At 43.7% G+C, this 18797-nt stretch carries 14 protein-coding genes; 3 read left to right on the top strand and 11 right to left on the bottom strand.

Annotation, left to right across the window (positions count from 1 at the left end; all coding sequences use genetic code 11):
* Window positions 1–234: 234 nt before the first annotated feature.
* From NTX44_10100 to NTX44_10055, 10 genes are all read right to left on the bottom strand, one after another.
* Window positions 235–5598, bottom strand: coding sequence for a PAS domain S-box protein (locus NTX44_10100; protein MCX6121958.1), 5364 nt, complete (start codon window positions 5596–5598; stop codon window positions 235–237).
* A gap of 369 nt (window positions 5599–5967) precedes the next feature.
* On the bottom strand, window positions 5968–6600 hold the full coding sequence (locus NTX44_10095; protein MCX6121957.1) for a hypothetical protein: 633 nt from the start codon (window positions 6598–6600) through the stop codon (window positions 5968–5970).
* Between the two features lie 402 nt (window positions 6601–7002).
* On the bottom strand, window positions 7003–7395 hold the full coding sequence (locus tag NTX44_10090; protein MCX6121956.1) for an iron-sulfur cluster assembly protein: 393 nt from the start codon (window positions 7393–7395) through the stop codon (window positions 7003–7005).
* A 12-nt stretch (window positions 7396–7407) separates the two neighbouring features.
* Window positions 7408–7794, bottom strand: coding sequence for an iron-sulfur cluster assembly accessory protein (locus NTX44_10085; protein MCX6121955.1), 387 nt, complete (start codon window positions 7792–7794; stop codon window positions 7408–7410).
* A gap of 38 nt (window positions 7795–7832) precedes the next feature.
* On the bottom strand, window positions 7833–8285 hold the full coding sequence (locus NTX44_10080; protein MCX6121954.1) for an SUF system NifU family Fe-S cluster assembly protein: 453 nt from the start codon (window positions 8283–8285) through the stop codon (window positions 7833–7835).
* Window positions 8278–9540 (bottom strand): cysteine desulfurase, encoded by a 1263-nt coding sequence (locus NTX44_10075; protein MCX6121953.1) that lies wholly within the window; start codon window positions 9538–9540, stop codon window positions 8278–8280. Before NTX44_10075 ends, NTX44_10080 begins: the two co-directional genes overlap by 8 nt.
* Window positions 9541–9542: 2 nt before the next feature.
* Entirely contained in the window at window positions 9543–10877 is a 1335-nt protein-coding gene (gene sufD / locus NTX44_10070; protein ID MCX6121952.1) for a Fe-S cluster assembly protein SufD, read from the bottom strand.
* Between the two features lie 18 nt (window positions 10878–10895).
* The gene (sufC, locus tag NTX44_10065) at window positions 10896–11660 is read right to left on the bottom strand and encodes a Fe-S cluster assembly ATPase SufC (GenBank protein ID MCX6121951.1); all 765 of its coding nucleotides are present in this window, start codon (window positions 11658–11660) and stop codon (window positions 10896–10898) included.
* A 61-nt stretch (window positions 11661–11721) separates the two neighbouring features.
* Complete coding sequence (sufB, locus tag NTX44_10060) at window positions 11722–13167, bottom strand: Fe-S cluster assembly protein SufB (GenBank protein MCX6121950.1); 1446 nt, start codon at window positions 13165–13167, stop codon at window positions 11722–11724.
* A 23-nt stretch (window positions 13168–13190) separates the two neighbouring features.
* Complete coding sequence (locus NTX44_10055) at window positions 13191–13595, bottom strand: Rrf2 family transcriptional regulator (protein ID MCX6121949.1); 405 nt, start codon at window positions 13593–13595, stop codon at window positions 13191–13193.
* Between the two features lie 161 nt (window positions 13596–13756).
* Here NTX44_10055 and NTX44_10050 point away from each other — a divergent pair, with 161 nt between their 5' ends.
* The 3 genes from NTX44_10050 to bshA all read left to right on the top strand — a co-directional run bounded on the left by NTX44_10050 (window position 13757) and on the right by bshA (window position 16734).
* Window positions 13757–14692: an ABC transporter ATP-binding protein gene (locus NTX44_10050; GenBank protein MCX6121948.1), complete on the top strand. Its 936-nt coding sequence runs from the start codon at window positions 13757–13759 to the stop codon at window positions 14690–14692.
* An 11-nt stretch (window positions 14693–14703) separates the two neighbouring features.
* Window positions 14704–15528: a hypothetical protein gene (locus NTX44_10045; GenBank protein MCX6121947.1), complete on the top strand. Its 825-nt coding sequence runs from the start codon at window positions 14704–14706 to the stop codon at window positions 15526–15528.
* Between the two features lie 87 nt (window positions 15529–15615).
* The gene (gene bshA / locus NTX44_10040; protein ID MCX6121946.1) at window positions 15616–16734 is read left to right on the top strand and encodes an N-acetyl-alpha-D-glucosaminyl L-malate synthase BshA; all 1119 of its coding nucleotides are present in this window, start codon (window positions 15616–15618) and stop codon (window positions 16732–16734) included.
* Window positions 16735–17226: 492 nt separating this feature from the next.
* On the opposite strand, the gene NTX44_10035 is transcribed toward bshA, so the two are convergent.
* Window positions 17227–18243, bottom strand: a complete 1017-nt coding sequence (locus tag NTX44_10035; GenBank protein MCX6121945.1) for an ROK family protein — start codon at window positions 18241–18243, stop codon at window positions 17227–17229.
* Window positions 18244–18797 lie beyond the last annotated feature (554 nt).

Raw genomic sequence — 18797 nt, 5'->3', positions numbered from 1 at the left:
TGCGGAACTTTTACTGCTTTTACTTCCCAACAACGAGCTACTTATTCTTTTCCTCTTCCCTCTCACTGTCGCTGACCAAAAAGAAAGAAAATGTCACCCCGAACTCCTGCCTGCCGAAGTGCATCAGCACGCAGGCAAGTGTTTCGGGGACAAATTTTTTACAAAAAACAGATGCTGAAACGAGTTCAGCATGACAACTCTGGACTTTTTAGACAACCTCAGCACATTGGCGATTCATTTCTCATCCAGCACTGCCCGTACCACTTTCAGAACCTTTTTGGCGTTATATGGTTTGAAAAGAATATTTTGTATACCAGCCTTCTGGAATTCCAATTTAATTTCTGGAGCAAGGTAACCGGTGGCAACAACGATTCGTGCGCTCGGGTTCAGTAGTTTTATCCGTTTACACAAATCCATTCCGGACATCTTGGGCAATCCGAGATCGGTAATGACCAATGCGATATCTTTGTTCCGATCCTCATAGATTTTCGCTCCCTCCATTCCATTATCTGCGGATAACACCGTGTATCCCTTTTCACTCAGTATTTTCAGAAGAGGTATCCTTAGATTCAACTCATCTTCCACAACCAACAATATTTCTTTCCCACCGGGAAGTTCTTCTATCGTTTCTCCCACCTCAATGCTCATGGGCGCTGCCGCTTCCGATGCTGGAATATACATTCGGAAGGCCGTTCCCTTGCCAAATTCGCTTTCCACGTCGACAAATCCTTTATGGGTTTGAACAATGCCAAATACAACTGCCAATCCTAATCCGGTTCCCTTTCCTTTCTCTTTTGTTGTAAAGAATGGTTCAAAGATTCTTTTACGGATCTCGTCCGTCATCCCTTCGCCTGTATCAATAACCTCTATGCAAACATAACTGCCTTCAAGAGCATCCGGAGGCAAATTATGCAAACTTGTGTCGGATACCATTCGAGTATTGATAGTTAGTACGCCCCCATTCGGCATAGCATCGCGTGCGTTCACACAGAGGTTCAGCAGAGCTTGGTGCAATTGCGAGCGATCGGCGTTAATTATAGGAATATCCTTGTCGAAATTCTGCGAATAGGTAAGAACTTTCGGGAACGTTTCAATGATCATCGTCATAATTTCCATGACGACTTCCGTAACATTCACCGGACCAAATTCCGTACCTGATTTTCTCGCGAAGGTCAATATCTGGTCAACAAGAGTTCTGCCGCGATCTACGGCTTTGATTATAGTATCAGTTGCGTGGTCTACTTGCTTGGTATCGCTTTTAAATCGCTTTATGTGTGCGCTGTATGCCAATATGATTCCAAGAATATTGTTGAAATCATGCGCAATACCGCCTGCAAGAGTTCCTAATCCATCTAACTTTTGCATTTGACGCAACGCGTCTTCCGCCTTTCTGCGTTCAGTAATATCATGAGCAACTCCTTGCAGACCAATTACTTTCCCTTTCTGTATTATAGGATATTCGTATGCTTCCAGTAAAATTGGATTTCCATTTGCATGACAAACTTCTAAAAGAGTAGGTTCTTTAGAGAATTCTCCCCGAAGATGAGCAAACGTTTTCTCTTTTGCATTTTGATTAAATTGGGCTTTAGTGATAAACCAATCTTTCCTCTTTAACCAAATATCGGCTGAGTACCCTGTTATTTGTTCAACTGTTGGAGACACGTAGGTGGTATTTGCGTCAACATCCTGTGTATAGAAAAAGAGGTGAGGTGTTCCCTCAACGATTGCCCTCATCCTTTCTTCACTTTCGCGTAAGGCATCTTCCACTTGCCTTTGCTCAGTAATATCGCGTGTAGCTACCATCCGTACCGATTTGTCTTTATAGATGATCCGCTTCGCGAAAATTTCAAGCAACATTCTTGTTCCATCTGCCCGTAGAGCAGGAGTCTCGAAGCGCCCTTCTATTCCTAAGGCAATACGTTCGCGGAGACGGTCATGCATTTCGATCGGTGCAAATTCAAGCATGGATATGCCGATGGATTGTTCTCGCGTATATCCAAACATTTGACACATTGCTTCGTTCACTTCTACGATTATTCCTTTGTCTAAGATGACAATCCCCTCAACCGTAGCTCCCCATAGTTCGCGGAACTGGGATTCACTTGCACGCAGCGCTTCTTCTGCCTGCTTGCGTTCGGTGATATCAGAGATGATTCCGTGCCAAAGTGTGCCGCCATCCGCCATCCGCTCCGGATGCGCCTGACACCAGCGCCAGCGAAGACCTTGCCGCGGAAGATTAACCCTGAATTCGCTATAGAACTCATCCAACGTCCTGGCTGATTCCTGAATGGCGTTTGCAACATAGTCGTAATCGTCCGGGTGCAAACGACCGAAAACCGGAGTCGCGTCTTCCCGCACTTCTTCGGGCGTCACTTCATAGATGTCATTTATGCCAGGGCTTGAATAAGGAAATGCGGAATGCCCATCCGGAAATAACCGGTACTGATAAATAACGCCGGGTACCAGGCGGGAAAGGTTTGTCAGCAGATCGCGGCTTTGTGTCAGTTGTTCCTCCGCTTGTTTACGCTCGGTGATATCTCTTGTAATGCTTAGAATATGTTGAATTCCATCTAAAACAATAATGGAAGCAGACATCATCCCATATTTTATTTCACCGGCCTTAGAACGAAACCGGGCCACAAGGTTTTCTACTACTCCGTTTGTCTTCAAACCTTCTAGCAGTTTATTTCTATCGCCCAGATCAACCCAAATATTTGTTTCAATGGAAGTTTTACCAAGAATATCTTCTTCGGTATAACCCATAATACGAGTGAAACCTTGATTTATAGAAACATACGCACCGTCGTTCAATCGATTGATATTGATAGAATCTGGACTCGTCATGAACGCTTTTCTAAATTTTTCCTCACTGTTACGCAGTGCATCCTCCGCCCGCTTGCGGTCGGTGATATCTGAAATAATTCCTCCAAGCAGAGGTTGACTCTCGGGAATGGCAATTTTGAATTTTTGAGTGTAAAAAATATGTTGCTCCCCTTGTCTGTCGATCCATATTTCCTCATAATTCGTATACCCTTTTTCCATCGCCTCGGCGTCTTTTTGAATCATAAGGTCAGCAACTTCGGGAGGGAATATTTCCTTAGGCTTTTTGCCCATCCAATCATTTATGGGAAACAGCGAGTTATATTTTTCGTTAGCAAATATTGGCCTAAATTCATGATCTTTGATAAGAATAAGTGCTGGAACAAAATTCATAAAAGCAGTAAGTTGTGCTTCGCTTTGGCGCAGCGCCCCTTCCGCCCGCTTGCGTTCGGTTACGTCCAATGCAAGAACAAACATTGCTTTGTGCCCTTCGAATGCGATTTCATGTCCGGTGATTTCTACATCGATCAGGGAATCATCTTTTTTGCGATGCCTTGCCGTACCAACCTTTCTCAACTGTTCAGTATGCTTCTTCAGTACTTCTTGAAGATACGGTATATCTTCGGGAGGCCGTATGTCTTTTATCGTCATACTTAGAAATTCCTCACGCGAATAACCGTAGTGGTCAATTGCAAAATCATTCACCGCAAGAAAAGCGAGTGTGTCAATATTGTATACCCACATAGGTACCGGATTATTTTCAAATATCAGCCGATATTTTTCTTCGGAAGATCTCAACGCTTCTGCTGCCTTCTTACGCTCAGTAATGTTGCTTACAATGTGGACTGCGCCATCGTACTGGCCAGTTGCATCCAGAATTGGATCTACCAAAACTTCAAACCAACCTTTTCCGATTTGTAATTCCAAGCTCTCGCGATGCAGACTTTTTTTAGCCCGTTGAACAGGGCATTCGGGAATCGGCTGCGTCGTTCCGTACACGATTTCCCAGCAGTGTTTGCCGATTACGTCTTCGTTTGAACGCTGGAAGATAAATTCCGACGTTCTATTAGAGCGAATGATGCGCTCATCTTTGTCGAGAATCCACATCGCGTCATTTGTGGAATCAAATGTGTTTTGCCACTCGTGCAATGCCCTCACAATTAATTCTTCTGCTCGTTTGCGCTCGGTAATGTCGATGAGAGTCGTTATCAAATAAAGCGGCTTTCCATTATTATCTTTACGTAAGAAGGAGCTCAAATCGACCCACACAGTGGATCCATTCTTATGTAAAAACCTTTTAACAAAACGCACAGATTCTTGCTCACCGGACAGGAGCAGGTCAATTGCACTTTGAGTCATCCCTATATCATCAGGGTGAGTGATGTCCTGCCATTTTTTTCGTCGGAGTTCCTCCTGAGTATAACCGAGCAATTCACAAAAAGACATGTTCACATCGATTTCGCCCGAAGGAAGAGTAATCGATTTCCCAACGGGGGAATATTTAAAGACATACTTAAATTTGTCTTCACTCTCGCGCAGCGCTTCTTCCACCCTCTTGCGTTCTGAAATATCTTGAATCACACCTATCGTGCCTAGAATGTTCCCGTCCTTTACAAAGTTCGACGCATCTAATTCAGCTTGAAATGTATTCCCATCTCTTCGTTTTGCGAGAAGAGAAAGATTCTTAGTCGGTATTCCATTTCGAATTGCCGCTTCAAAAATAGGAAGTACCCGCTGCAATTCCGTTTCATCTAAATACTCGCCAAAGAAATGACCCTGCATGGATTCACCTGTACATCCGAACACATGTTGTACTGCCGGTGAGATATACGTAATAATTCCTTTGACATCTGTTAAAAATACAACATCACTAAGATTTTCTGTAATGGAACGGAATTTCTCTTCGCTCTCACGCAGCGCGTCTTCCGCATTCCTGCCTCCCACTTCAGCGAGCCTGCGCTCGGTGATATCTTCTGCTACTCCATCGTAGTACAGGGTCTTCCCAAAAGAATCGCGAATAGCGCAAGCACTCTCTCGCACAATTAAGAGTGATCCATCCTGGCGAATCCACGTCGACTCAAAATCCTTGACCTCGCCTTCCATCTCAATTTGCCTGAGAAATACTTTACGCTGAGCCGTTCTTTCGAAACCAACTTTTGCAAGATTTCTTTCAGCAAGCTTTTCAAAAGATGAGTAGCCAAGCATTTTTATCAATGCCCGATTTGCCATGAGTATTTTTCCGGCGGGAGTAGTTCTGTACAAACCTACTGTAACATTTTCATAGAGTGTGTAAAACCGAAGCTCGCTTGCGTGCAATGCTTCTTCCGCCCTTTTACGCTCCTGGATCAGCTTCCACTCGCGAAGAGCACGCTCGAGCGTGCGTGGTATTGTTTTAAAAGCTTCTGGAGATTTAACCACATAATCGAGTGCTCCCTTTTTCATTGCCTTGACCGCAATTTTCTCGTTGCCATATCCGGTCATGACCACAATAGGAAACGGTCCGGCTTCCAGAGGAGATATCAGCACTTCGAAAGCTTTTCCATCCGGGAGATTGATATCCATCAAAACTATATCCGGCAATGAACTCGCAATGGCGCTGCGATACTCCTGCAATGAACCTGCCATCTTCACTTTGACATTCGGATTGGCAACTCGAATAGTACGGCGAATGAGTGCGGCCTGAGTCGGTTCATCCTCAACGATCAGAATGTACGACGGACATATTTTTGGGGATGGAGAAGCTATTGGCTTTATTGGTGCTTTCTTATGTTGTGCCATTTTAATGCTCCTAGTCTATCGTACGCCGTGCAATTATTTTCGGAGATACATTCTGGAGTCGTCTCGGTTCAAGTAGTGCATAAGGCGCTCACGCAGAGATATTCTGAAGGTTACCTGAAAATATTTAGGAATTTTAAAGAATGGGTTGCGTGGAATGAAATTGAATCTCTGTACAATGAAACTTGATTTTGTGCGCATCCTCTTACTTCCAATCCCTTTCTTGGTGTACAGAGTTACTACACGAACTATGGAAGAGTAACAACTCTTATAATGAAAATCAAGGTGTGGACTGCATACAGCAAAGCCCTATTCTGTGTCTGCAGAACCGGGCTTTTCGCTTTCCATATGGTTAGTAATTTTTGACTGCTTTTACTTCCCAACAACTAGCTTCTTATACCGCTCGTTGATCCTCCCCCAATGCAGATTCGCAATGAAGTTGTCAATGAACTTTGCGCGTGCGGGGCCATCTTTGTGATAGTATGCATGCTCGAATACATCCAACGGTATCAAAGGCACTGCGCCCCAGATTGCGCCGTACTGATGTTCATCTACCAATGCATTCAGTAAACGGCCGGAGTAAAGACGATCGAACAGAAGCAAACCCCAACCGCCGAGCTTTGCAGAGATGGCGGTTGCCTTGAAATCTGCTTTCCATGCGTCAAATGATCCAAAGTCTTTTTCAATTGCCGCTTTGATTTCCGGACCTTTCGCCGGATCACCATCACCGCCAAGGACGTCCCAATAAATATCATGCAGCAGTGCGCCTGAATGATTCCAGCTGAATCGCCGCTTCAACTCGCCAATAACGCTGTAGTTACCGTTGGCGGCAGAGCGATCGGCTGTTTCAAGAGCTTTTTCGATATTGTTTAGTGCAGTGACATACCCCTTCTGGTGTGTATTGTAATGCCAGTCGGTTGTCTCCGGACTCATAACATTGGCGAGGAGTTTTTTCGCCTCTTCGTCTGAATACGGCCGCTTATTGAACTTCCATTCGTATGCCATAATTTCATCCTTTATGTTTATAGATTTGCTTGTTGTTTTCAATTCAAACTATAGAACGATGGAGCCGGATAAATAGTTCCACTGACAAATCAACATTTTCAAAAAGATCTGCCAAAGGCATCCCTTTGGGAAAACTTCAAATAAGTGTCAACATCAAATATCCAAGATGAAAATTAGATTTTATTCGACCTTACGATGGAAGGGAGTTTTACTCCCGACCAATCGTTTCAGTTTGGGAGAACTCTATATAAATTTTGTTGCCCCACAAAATGGGGCATTAATATTAAACCTCCGGCTCTCACAACTATACATTGAAAAAGATGTGTCGGGAGTCCCGATTGCTGAAGGCAGTCGGGACTGACACCACAATAATCATTTGAAAATTGGAAATTGTTATGCCTCTTAACCCATATTGAGCGTGAGTTTTGCCGCTTCAGTCATCATATCCGGATTCCAGATAGGATCGAAAACCAATTCCACCAGTACATTACTTACTCCGCGAATTTGCTGAACCCGCCGTTTCACATCTGCTGCAATCATTGGCCCCATGCCGCATCCCGGCGCTGTTAATGTCATTCTGATATACACATTTGCATTGCCCGGAAATTCTTCTTCCACCTTCACTTCATACACCAAGCCAAGATCAACAATATTGACAGGAATTTCCGGATCATAGCATTGTTTTAAGGCATCCCACACGTGCTCTTCCGGAACCATTTGCATTGGTTCGATGGTTATGCCGCCTGTCGCCGATTCAACCTGTATCGGCGATTCATTCTTTTCTTTTGCAATCATCGCAATACCCGGCTAATGATCACCGCAGCCGCAAGACTTTTCTTCGCTGGAATTATCATCGCAGTTGCAGGATTTTGATTGATGGGGATTATTAAATTTGAAGCCTTTCCCATGCGGGCCGTCGACATACTCCAGCGTCGTTCCGTATAAACCTTCCAGATTCTCCACATCAACATAAATTGGAATACCTTCGCTTTGAAAAACCCGGTCTGTTGCCTCAACTTTATCGTCAAATGCAAGCACGTACGAGGGTCCACAGCATCCGCTGCCTTGTATCCCAATCCGCAATCCATGAGTATCCGGAATTTGATTTTCCCGGCGAATGTTCCGAATCTGTTCAGCCGCTTCCGGCGTTATTGTAATCTCTTGCGCTGAGACCTCTGTTTCCTGTGTGCTCATAACCGTTATCCTATATTATTTATTATATTGTTTAACATTTATTCTGTCGATACAGTTTCCTTTTTTTCTTCCAGGGCGTTCTTCATTGTATGCCATGGAAGGATTGCGCATTTGACCCGCGCCGGAAACTCACTCACACCGGCAAACGCCGCCAGCTTTCCGAGCTCTTCTATACTCTTTTCGCTTTTATTTTCACCGCGCACGAGATGATGAAAATGATCAAACAATACTTCAGCTTCTGCACGCGTTTTTCCTTTGAGCACTGTACTCATGACAGAAGCAGATGCTTTTGAAATCGCACAGCCAGATCCCTGAAAAGAAATCTCTGTAATGACATCGTTATCCAACTTAAGATAAATCGTGTAGTGATCGCCGCAGAGCGGGTTGTATCCATCTACCGAACAACTTGCTTCTTCCATTTTTTTAAAGTTGCGCGGATTCCGGTTGTGATCGAGAATAATTTCTTGATAGAGCGCTTTGAGATCAGACATGCCCGAATACCTCTTTCACTTTCTGAATACCTCGAATCAGAGTACTGATTTCTTCCTCAGTATTGTAAAACGTAAACGATGCCCTCGCCGTCGCCGGAATGCCGTACTTCTGCATCACCGGTTGAGCACAATGATGTCCAGTACGAATTGCGATCCCTTCTTGATCGAGAATCGTCCCAATATCATGAGGATGAATTCCTTCCATGACAAACGACACAACTCCAGCTTTTTCTTTTGCCGTTCCGATTATTCTCAAACCTTGAATTGCCGTGAGCCTTTCCTGTGCTGAACGGAGCAGTGTTTGTTCGTATTGCTGAACAACGTTCCAATCAAATAAATTCATATAATCGATCGCCGCCGCCAAACCGATTGCACCTGCAATATGCGGCGTTCCTGCTTCATATTTATGTGGGATATCGGTGAAGATTGTTTTTTCAAATGTCACCGACTTGATCATATCACCACCGCCTTGATAGGGCGGCATAGATTCAAGGAGATGAGCTTTCCCGAAAAGTATTCCTAATCCAGTTGGACCAAAAATTTTGTGAGATGAAAATGCATAGAAATCTGCATCAAGATCTCGTACGTCAATGCGCATGTGCTGGACGGCTTGCGCTCCATCCACCAACACAGGAACTCCGTGCTGATGCGCCATCTCAATCATTTGTTTCACCGGATTGACGGTGCCAAGCGCGTTGGAAACATGGCTTATAGCAGCAATCTTGGTCTTACCCGAAAGCAAGTGCGCAAATTCTTCCAACACAACTTCACCATTGTCATCAATAGGCGCAATGCGAAGTTTTGCTCCTTGTTCTTCGCAGAGCATTTGCCACGGAACGATATTAGAGTGATGTTCCAATTCAGTAATAAGCACTTCGTCGCCAGGATGAACATTTTGTCTGCCAAATGTTGCCGCGACAAGGTTGATTGCCTCTGTTGCACCTCGGACGAAAATAATTTCCCGTTCCGACTCAGCATTCAGAAATTTCCGCACACTTACGCGCGCTGCCTCATATTTCTTCGTTGCTAATTCACTCAGATAATGCACACCGCGATGTACGTTAGAATTCTCTGAACAATAGTACCGTTTGATGGTATCTATCACCACATGAGGTTTTTGAGTTGATGCCGCGTTATCAAGATACACTAACGGCTTGCCATGAACGCTTGTGGATAAAATTGGAAAATCTCTCCGAATCTCCTCCACCGGGAAATCTATGACAGCCTGTTTCGTACTTGTTGATGTATTTTTCATGTTCATGAGTTTGATATATGATTCTTACTTAGTCGATCATGAATCGTCCGTTCTGCTTGCTGGCGCAATGGTTCAATCGTTATCCGGTTGATCACATCACTTGCAAACGCAGAGGTTAGAATGTCACGCGCCGCATCAAGATCGATACCGCGCGAACGCAAATAGAATATTTGTTCATCATCCAACTGTCCGATGGTCGCGCCGTGTGTGCACTTCACATCATCCGCAAATATTTCCAATTGCGGTTTCGTGTTCATCGTCGCATCGTCGGACAAGAGCAGTGTTTTATTCGTTTGTTTCGCGTCGGTCTTCTGCGCGTCTTGTCTGACAAATACTTTCCCGTTGAAAACGCCTTTCGACGAACCATCCAGAATCGACTTGTACAATTCATGACTGCTGCAATGCGGCACTGCATGATCGATGACTGTATGGTTATCAACGATCTGCGTGCCTCTGCTGAGCGATAATCCGTTGAGTACGCACTCAGCACCTTCAGCACTAAAACGAGCAGTAATATTGTTCCGAACAATTGAACCGCCCAGCGAGATCACGTTCGACGTATAACGGCTTGCCGCGCTCATCTGCACATGTGTCGTTCCAACATGGTACGCGTTGATGCTTTCTGCTTGCAATTTATCATGCTCGACAATCGAATGAACACCAAGCGCTATTTCTGTCAGTGTGTTCGTCAGATATGTGTTTTGGGCAAGACCAACAAACGTCTCGACAATTTTGAATTGACTATCGATTCCTGCGATGATAAGATTTCTGGGCTGAGCGGCAAAAACTTCCTCGCGATTGGTTGCGACAAAAAGAAGCTGAATCGGATATTCCAGAACAGCTCCGCGAGGCACCGAAATAAAAGCACCATCCCATAAAAAAGCTGTATTGAGCGTTGTGAATGCATTCTCCTCGCCTATCACCTTAGTATTCATGGTCGACTGAATTGTGTCCGGGTATTTCTTCAACATTTCTGCCAGACTTCCAACCGTTATTCCTGCTGGAAACGAAACACTATCTGACAACTCCGGTGAGAACATTCCATCAAGAAACACCACATGCAGTGCGCTCTCCAATACATAAGGTTGAATGTCGTTTTTCGTTACTCCATTCAATTCATAATGAAGGATGGGCTGGAATTCTATTTTCGTGAGAGGTACAATGTTGGTGAAGCGCCACTCCTCTTGCCGTGTTGTGGGGAAGCCGAGTTCCATGAACCTGTGCATCGCATCGCGTCGCATTGCATGCACTGACGTCGACTTCTCACCGTTCAAACTCCGCTCAAATGCTTCAAACTTTGATTGATACCATTTAATATTTTGATTGATCGGCTGCATTTTTTTTCTATTCTTCGTTTAGGCTATCTGTCCGGCCTCTTCGTGGATCCAATCGTACCCGCGGTCTTCAAGTTCCAGTGCAAGTTCCTTACCACCGGATTTGACGAATCTTCCATCCTTCATGACATGAACTACATCCGGAATAATATAATTGAGCAGCCGTTGATAATGCGTCACGACAATTGTCGCATTTTCATGCGATCGAAGTTTGTTCACACCTTCCGAAACAGTTCTGAGCGCGTCGATGTCGAGGCCGGAATCTGTTTCATCGAGTATTGATAATATCGGTTCGAGCACTGCCATATGGAATATTTCGTTGCGTTTCTTTTCGCCGCCGGAGAATCCCTCATTTACAGGACGGTTCAAAAAACTTTCGTCCATCTCCACTATTTTAACTTTCTGTTTGATGAGCGTCAAAAAATCAATCGCATCAAGTTGTTCTAGTCCTTTATGCTTGCGAATAGCGTTGAGCGCTTCCTTGAGAAAATAGGAATTATTCACGCCTGGAATTTCCACCGGATATTGAAAGGCAAGAAACAATCCTTCGCGCGCGCGTTCTTCGGGAATCATTTCCAATAAATTAATTCCTTTATACAACACCTGACCATCGGTCACGTTATATGCTTCACGCCCTGCAAGCACTCCGGCAAGCGTACTCTTTCCCGAACCGTTCGGCCCCATAATTGCATGAACTTCTCCAGCATTCACCGTCAAATTGATCCCGCGCAGGATTTCATTTCCATTCACACTCGCATGCAAATTCTTAATTTCAAGTAACTGCATTTTATAATTTTCCTTCTTCTAACTTTTTACTTTTTCATTTTGCATTTTTATTTTTGATTTGTTATCCAACGCTTCCTTCCAAACTCACACCAAGCAGTTTCTGCGCTTCCACCGCAAACTCCATAGGCAATTCACGAAATACTTCTTTACAAAAACCATTGACGATCAGATTCACAGCATCTTCTGCAGAAAGTCCGCGCTGTTTACAATAGAATATTTGATCGTCGCCAATTTTTGATGTCGTTGCCTCGTGCTCGGCTTTTGCGGATGTATTTTTCACTTCAATATATGGAAACGTATGGGCACCGCATTTGTCACCCAAGAGCAGAGAATCGCATTGCGAAAAGTTACGCGCGTTCATTGCGCCCTTTTTCATTTCTACTAATCCGCGATAGGAATTCTGTCCGTGTCCTGCAGAAATTCCTTTTGAAACGATCGTACTCTTCGTATTCTTCCCGATGTGAATCATCTTCGTTCCTGTATCTGCTTGCTGGTAATTATTGACAACCGCAACAGAATAAAATTCTCCTACTGAATTGTCGCCTATCAGAAGCACACTCGGATACTTCCACGTGATCGCTGAACCGGTTTCTACTTGTGTCCATGAAATTTTTGAATTCACGCCTGCACATTTACCGCGTTTCGTGACAAAGTTGTAAATACCTCCGCGCCCTTCTTTATCACCGGGGTACCAATTCTGCACGGTCGAATATTTGATCTTCGCATTATCTAACGCAACCAATTCTACCACCGCCGCATGCAGTTGATTTTTATCCCGCATGGGCGCTGTGCATCCTTCTAAATAACTCACCTGAGCGCCTTCTTCCGCCACAATGAGCGTTCGCTCAAATTGTCCTGTCGATGCGGCATTAATACGGAAGTACGTTGATAACTCCATCGGACACCGGACGCCTTTGGGGATGAAGCAGAACGAACCATCACTGAATACTGCCGAATTCAATGCGGCGAAATAATTATCATTCGCAGGTACAACAGAACCAAGATACTTCTTTACTAAATCAGGATGTTCGCGAACTGCTTCTGAAAAAGAACCGAATATTATTCCCAGCTCTTTCAGCTTTTCTTTAAATGTGGTTGCCACCGAAACACTATCGAAAACAGCATCGACCGCAACACCTGCGAGCCACTCTTGCTCACGAAGGGGAATACCAAGTTTATCGTATGTCTTCAATAATTCAGGATCAACTTCTGATAAATCTTTAAGCAGCGAATTTTGTTTCGGCGCTGAATAATAGACAATTGCCTGATAATCGATTGGAGGATACTTAATATTCTGCCAATGCGGTTCTTCCATCGTTTGCCAATGCCGGAACGCTTTCAGCCGCCATTCAAGCAGCCAAACCGGCTCCTGCTTTTTTGTAGAAATCAAACGGATGATGTCCTCGTTCAAACCAGGAGGTGCGGAATCGGCTTCAATATCAGTTATAAAGCCATACTTGTATTCTTGAGCAGCAAATTCTTCTATAGTATTTGTTTCATTGTTCATAAATTTCTCAATCTGGTAACCGGTTACACAATTTGCTCCAGTGTTGTGTTCTCGAGAAGCAAATTCAGATTGTGCTGCATTTTCCCGAGAGGTTTACGAATCGTACATGCTTGAAAGATAGAGCAATCTTCTCCGCCTTCGGCATAGCATTCAGCAATCGTCGGTTTTTCATCTTCAATGACACTGATGATGTTCGAGATATGTAATTCATTCGGTTGTTTTGCAAGTGAATAACCGCCATGCATTCCTTGGGTTGAAACGACAAGCCCTGCTCTTGTGAGTTTCTGCAAAACCTTCGCTAGCAATTCATACGGAATATCGTACTTCGCGGCAATTTCTTTCGCAGTGAATACTTGTCCTCGTGGATTCATTGCCATGTGCCGAAGAGCCATCAAACCATATTCCACTTTTTTTGAAAGTTGAAGCATAAATACGACCATTCCGGTCTTACATTACTCCAAAAAATTAGAGTCTTTTTATGACTCTTTCTATTTAAATATCTCTCTCTTTTTCTACTAAATCAAGTACTGATATAAACCTCTTTTCAAATCTTTGAAGAGGTCACATTTTTTTTTATCTTACAAAGTATATGGAAGCACTACAAACACTTGATCTCACGAAGCATTATCGCTCCGGCGCATTCAAAAGAAAGAACATTCCTGCACTCGAAAAAGTTTCCCTTTCCGTTGAACAAGGTGAAATATTTGGATTGCTTGGTCCAAATGGAGCAGGAAAGACCACATTCGTCAAACTTATTCTTTCCATCGTTCACCCAACATCTGGTACAGCAACCGTCCTTGGATATCCTTTAGGACAACGGGCATTGAAAGAGTATTGCGGCTATTTACCTGAAAATCATCGTTATCCAGGATTTCTCACAGCGGAAAATACACTGATATTTTTTGGAAGATTAAATGGTTTGCCGGAATCGACCTTGAAAGAAAAAGCACGGTCACTCCTCGAAACAGTCGGATTGAAAGACTGGACGAAGGTCAAGACAAAAAAGTTTTCCAAAGGAATGCTGCAGCGGCTCGGACTTGCACAAGCTCTGATCAACGACCCGAAAATATTATTTTTGGATGAACCCACAGATGGCGTAGACCCTCTTGGACGGAAAGAAATTCGCGACTTACTTTTAAGTTTGAAAGCGCAAGGCACAACCATTTTCTTAAACTCGCACCTTCTTTCTGAAGTGGAAATGATCTGCGATCGTGTGGCGATTCTGAATAAAGGAAAAGTAGTGCGCACCGGGACGATTGCAGAACTCACAACACAGAAACTCGCGTATGTCATTCAGTTGTCTTCTCCTATAACCAAAGAGATACATGAACGATTACAGCAAACGATTCTCCCTATCGAATATAATGACACAAATTTAATCGTTTCCCTGCATGACAAGTCTGAGCTTAATACGATCATCGATATCCTCCGTGAAGGTAGTGTCGGAATTGAAGGTATGGCTCAACAAAAAACATCATTAGAGGATTACTTCATTCAGATCATGAAAGGAGAAAACGAACAATGAGGTTTTGGGGCATGTTTCGGTTCACAGTGGAAGAAGCAATGCGCAGGGGAACGCTCATTTTCTATTTCATTGTCGCATCAATTATTTTATTACTTCTCACTCTTGGAGTTAGCCATCCTCTCAATGAACCGGATATGGTGACTCTGTTTGGTCAGCCGCTTGCGCGCTTATCTCAACCAGGATTGAATGTTATCGAATTTCTTCTTATTCAACTGCATTCATTATCTATCTTTTGGATCATTCTTCTTGGTATGTTCGGTGTCGCAGGACTGATTCCATCAATGCTCGAGAAAGGAATGATCGATCTCTTCCTCAGCAAACCCCTTACACGAGCTGAATTGCTCATGGCCCGCGCATTGGGCGCAGTCTCCGGAATTGTCATTAATCTTATTTATTTCTTTCTCGGCGTTTGGCTTGTCTTTGGTTTGAAAGTTGGAGTGTGGCATTGGGGATTTCTTTCTTCAACTCTATATGTCGTTTATGCGTTTGTATGTTTCTTCTCCGTCGTGACCATCGTTGGATTGATAACCAGAAGCGCCAGCTTCTCAATTATGCTGGCATTTATTTTTTCTATCATTTCGTGGGGACTTGAGGTGAGGGAAAATGGATTATACATACTCTGGGACAATGTTGTATACCACCGTTTACTGGACGCGCTTTATTATCTCACTCCGCAGCTGAACGCCATGCTCGAAAATTCTACTCGTGTCATTGGCAAACTTCCCTATATTTCCAATGCACCGGATTTTACTATTATGCCGTTCGTCTATTCCTTCTTCTCAACGTGCCTCCTCTATTTCCTTTCGATCTGGTATTTCTCGAGACAGGATTTTTAAACGCAAAGCAGGGCTTCCATTCTTAGTCCGACTTCGTTTGAATATTATACGATTTCTATATACCTTTTTGCAATTAAAGAGGACGCAATGAGAATCGGTATAACATGCTATCCCACATACGGCGGCAGTGGCGTTGTCGCAACCGAACTTGGTAAAGCGCTTGCCAATCGCGGACATTCTATCCATTTTATCAGCTACGCTATGCCGATGCGGTTGAGCGGATTTCAGGACAACATTGTCTATCACGAAGTAGAGATGTCGAATTATCCGCTCTTCGACTTTCCGCTTTACACACTTGCCCTCGCCAGTAAAATGGTAGAAGTATCACGTTATGAGAAACTTGATCTTCTTCATTGTCATTATGCAATCCCGCACGCGACGAGCGCATACTTGGCAAAGCAGATCATGGGAGACCATATCAAGATCGTCACAACGCTTCACGGTACAGACATCACGCTTGTTGGACTGGAACCCAGTTTTCTGCCGATCATGAAATTTAGTATCGAGCAGAGTGATGGCGTGACGGCTGTATCCCGCTTCCTCAAAGAAAAGACTCAGACAAATTATGGAATAGATAAAGAGATCGAAGTAATTCCGAATTTTATCGATACAACAAAATACAAACGACAACCATCGGACACATTTGGTTTGAAGTGCGCGTCAAAGGGTCAAAAGATTTTAGCACATACTTCAAACTTCCGTCCGGTGAAACGCGTCACAGATGTGATTCGAATTTTTAATGAAGTGCAGAAAAAGATACCAAGCGTCCTTATTCTCATTGGCGATGGTCCAGACCGTTCACAATGTGAAATGTTGTGCCGTGAATTTGGCATTCAAGAAAAAGTTCGCTTCCTCGGGAAGCAAGTCGAGCTGGTGCCAATTCTTTCTACTGCTGATCTTTTCTTGATGCCAAGTCAATCGGAAAGTTTTGGACTTTCAGCACTCGAAGCGATGGCGTGTGAAGTGCCCGTCATTTCCTCAAGTGTCGGCGGACTGCCTGAACTTCAAGTGCATGGACAGACAGGATTTATTGCTGAATTTGGCGACATCGACCGAATGGCCCGCTACGCAATTGACTTGCTCACGAATTCATCCAAACATAAACTTTTTGCAGAAGCGGCGCGCAAGCGCGCAATTGAATTTGAATCTTCAAAAATTATCAGCCAGTATGAACAGTACTACGAACGAGTCCTCGCGGTACAATAAAAACAGTAATTGATACCTCTCCGACCTCTTTTAGAGATCGGAGAGGTTCAACCCTCCAAGTTGTGAGTGAGTTTCACTCACGAACACAAAAGCCGCAAATATACTTCTCAATGTTTTACCTCTTCTACCGCTTACAGCGATTACAATTCTCAAAATTTAGCCTCTCCGCCCGCTTACAGCGATTACCATTCTCAAGATTTAACCTCTCCGACCGCTTACAGCAATTACAATTCTCAAGATTTAACCTCTCCGACCGCTTACAGCGATTACAATTCTCAAGATTTAACCTCTCCGACCGCTTACAGCGATCGGAGAGGTACCATAAATTGGTTTATGCAGATCGAAGCCGGACATATTTCGCCATCGATCGCCTCTCATCGGTAGAACACATGAATAAACATCAACACCTTCTCTTAAAAAGGTAGTTGACTCATTTGAGTAAAAGCAAAATTGGAAAGCGTACGGATAGGATCTATAGAATACATCCGACAGTCATCGAATTGCGACATGCCGGGTAAGTAATTCTTTCCGTGCAGAGATTCTTGTGTGTGTCTTCAAAATATTCCAAATCAATGCACTCGCCCCAAGGACGGATGCATGATCCTCGGCTAATCCCGAAGGAAGTAACTTCACTTTGTTCTTGAAAGTACCGAAGAGATGCTCCTCCATCGATTGTTTTGCTGGCATGAAGAGAAGATCGCCTGCCGAAGCCAAACCACCAAAGAAAATTACAGCCTCAGGGCTTAAATGTGCAATAGAGTCGGCGAGTTTAATTCCAAGAATATTTCCTGTGTAATCAAACGCTTCCAGTGCCAATCGATCGCCCCGTTGTGCAGCATCATAGATCATTTTAAATGTCAAGTTCTCGAAACTGATATAACGGAGATCGCTTGACTCAGTGGTGTTGCAAATGAGATCTTGCACAGTTCGGCATATACCCGTAGCAGAGACATATGTTTCAAGACAGCCGCGGCGACCACAACCACATTCCCGCCCCTTTAAGTCGACTGTCGTATGGCCTATTTCTCCGGCATTTCCATCTGCACCACAAATCAATTCACCATTTGCCACGATGCCGCTGCCAAGTCCTGTACCCAGAGTGATCACAATAAAATTCTTCATACCCTGGGCAGTACCAAACAGCATTTCACCAAGCGCAATAGCATTCGCATCATTCGTTGTTAACACCGGTACGCTGTAATACTTGCCAATTTCTGCCAGGACATCTACATACTCCCAGCTCAAATTGGGTGGATATTCAATTGTTCCTGAATAATAATTAGCGTTAGGTGCACTTACGCCGATTCCGACTAATTTGCATTTCTCAGGCATTGTACCAAGAAGTGTTTTCGCTCCTTCATGGAGTCGTTCAAAAAATAATTCAGCTGCTTGATAAGCTATAGTTGGAATAGTCGCACGTGCAAGGCATTTCCCTTTTCTATCGACGTAGCCAAAACCTGTATACGTACCACCGATAGTCACGCCTAGCGATACTTCGATCCGCGTCATATTATCTTTCTGCCAAAAGAACATTAAGCTTTCATCATTCAATTACACCTGGGAAGTGATTTATTTTTTTGGACTAGCAAGTTATGCAACAAAGGATAAAAGCTCGTACGGCGAATATTTTCCTTTCAAAGGATATCCATGAGGAGACTCCTTGAAATCAAAAGGAGATATGAATAAAAGCCTTCAAGCGGTAAACTTGAAAATCGTGATACTCGCCAGTGCACTACCAGCATTTAACAACATCCGTACCATGCAAAGAACCAAATATATTCAATGCAGGTCATTATTTTATTCCAAACCGATTATTATGTTAATAACGACCTATTATCAGGTATGATAAGTTGTACTAGTACCGCTTCAAATAAGTAGCATTGCGTTTCGTTCATAGAAATCGCAATTTTTTCGCGGCACTGTGCCGCATGGAATACAAGATCATTTATTAGAATCGGCACTAGGAAGGTATTTTTTGAAGAGAGGTTAAACCTTCAGATTTGAAACACTTGTTAAAAAAATATCTATAGGTACGTATCCTCACTAGTTCAATTTTAAGCTGT

Source organism: Ignavibacteriales bacterium, from assembly GCA_026390575.1.
GTDB lineage: Bacteria > Bacteroidota > Ignavibacteria > UBA10030 > UBA10030 > Fen-1298.
Note: the sequence above shows the minus strand (reverse complement) of the source record. Positions and strands in the feature narration are given on the sequence as shown.

Excerpts from the sequence above, each read along its gene's own strand:
- NTX44_10100 (MCX6121958.1), bottom strand. The coding sequence starts at position 5,598 with ATGGCACAACATAAGAAAGCACCAATAAAGCCAATAGCTTCTCCATCC.
- NTX44_10095 (MCX6121957.1), bottom strand. The coding sequence starts at position 6,600 with ATGGCATACGAATGGAAGTTCAATAAGCGGCCGTATTCAGACGAAGAG.
- NTX44_10090 (MCX6121956.1), bottom strand. The coding sequence starts at position 7,395 with ATGATTGCAAAAGAAAAGAATGAATCGCCGATACAGGTTGAATCGGCG.
- NTX44_10085 (MCX6121955.1), bottom strand. The coding sequence starts at position 7,794 with ATGAGCACACAGGAAACAGAGGTCTCAGCGCAAGAGATTACAATAACG.
- NTX44_10080 (MCX6121954.1), bottom strand. The coding sequence starts at position 8,285 with ATGTCTGATCTCAAAGCGCTCTATCAAGAAATTATTCTCGATCACAAC.
- NTX44_10075 (MCX6121953.1), bottom strand. The coding sequence starts at position 9,540 with ATGAAAAATACATCAACAAGTACGAAACAGGCTGTCATAGATTTCCCG.
- sufD (MCX6121952.1), bottom strand. The coding sequence starts at position 10,877 with ATGCAGCCGATCAATCAAAATATTAAATGGTATCAATCAAAGTTTGAA.
- sufC (MCX6121951.1), bottom strand. The coding sequence starts at position 11,660 with ATGCAGTTACTTGAAATTAAGAATTTGCATGCGAGTGTGAATGGAAAT.
- sufB (MCX6121950.1), bottom strand. The coding sequence starts at position 13,167 with ATGAACAATGAAACAAATACTATAGAAGAATTTGCTGCTCAAGAATAC.
- NTX44_10055 (MCX6121949.1), bottom strand. The coding sequence starts at position 13,595 with ATGCTTCAACTTTCAAAAAAAGTGGAATATGGTTTGATGGCTCTTCGG.
- NTX44_10050 (MCX6121948.1), top strand. The coding sequence starts at position 13,757 with ATGGAAGCACTACAAACACTTGATCTCACGAAGCATTATCGCTCCGGC.
- NTX44_10045 (MCX6121947.1), top strand. The coding sequence starts at position 14,704 with ATGTTTCGGTTCACAGTGGAAGAAGCAATGCGCAGGGGAACGCTCATT.
- bshA (MCX6121946.1), top strand. The coding sequence starts at position 15,616 with ATGAGAATCGGTATAACATGCTATCCCACATACGGCGGCAGTGGCGTT.
- NTX44_10035 (MCX6121945.1), bottom strand. The coding sequence starts at position 18,243 with ATGACGCGGATCGAAGTATCGCTAGGCGTGACTATCGGTGGTACGTAT.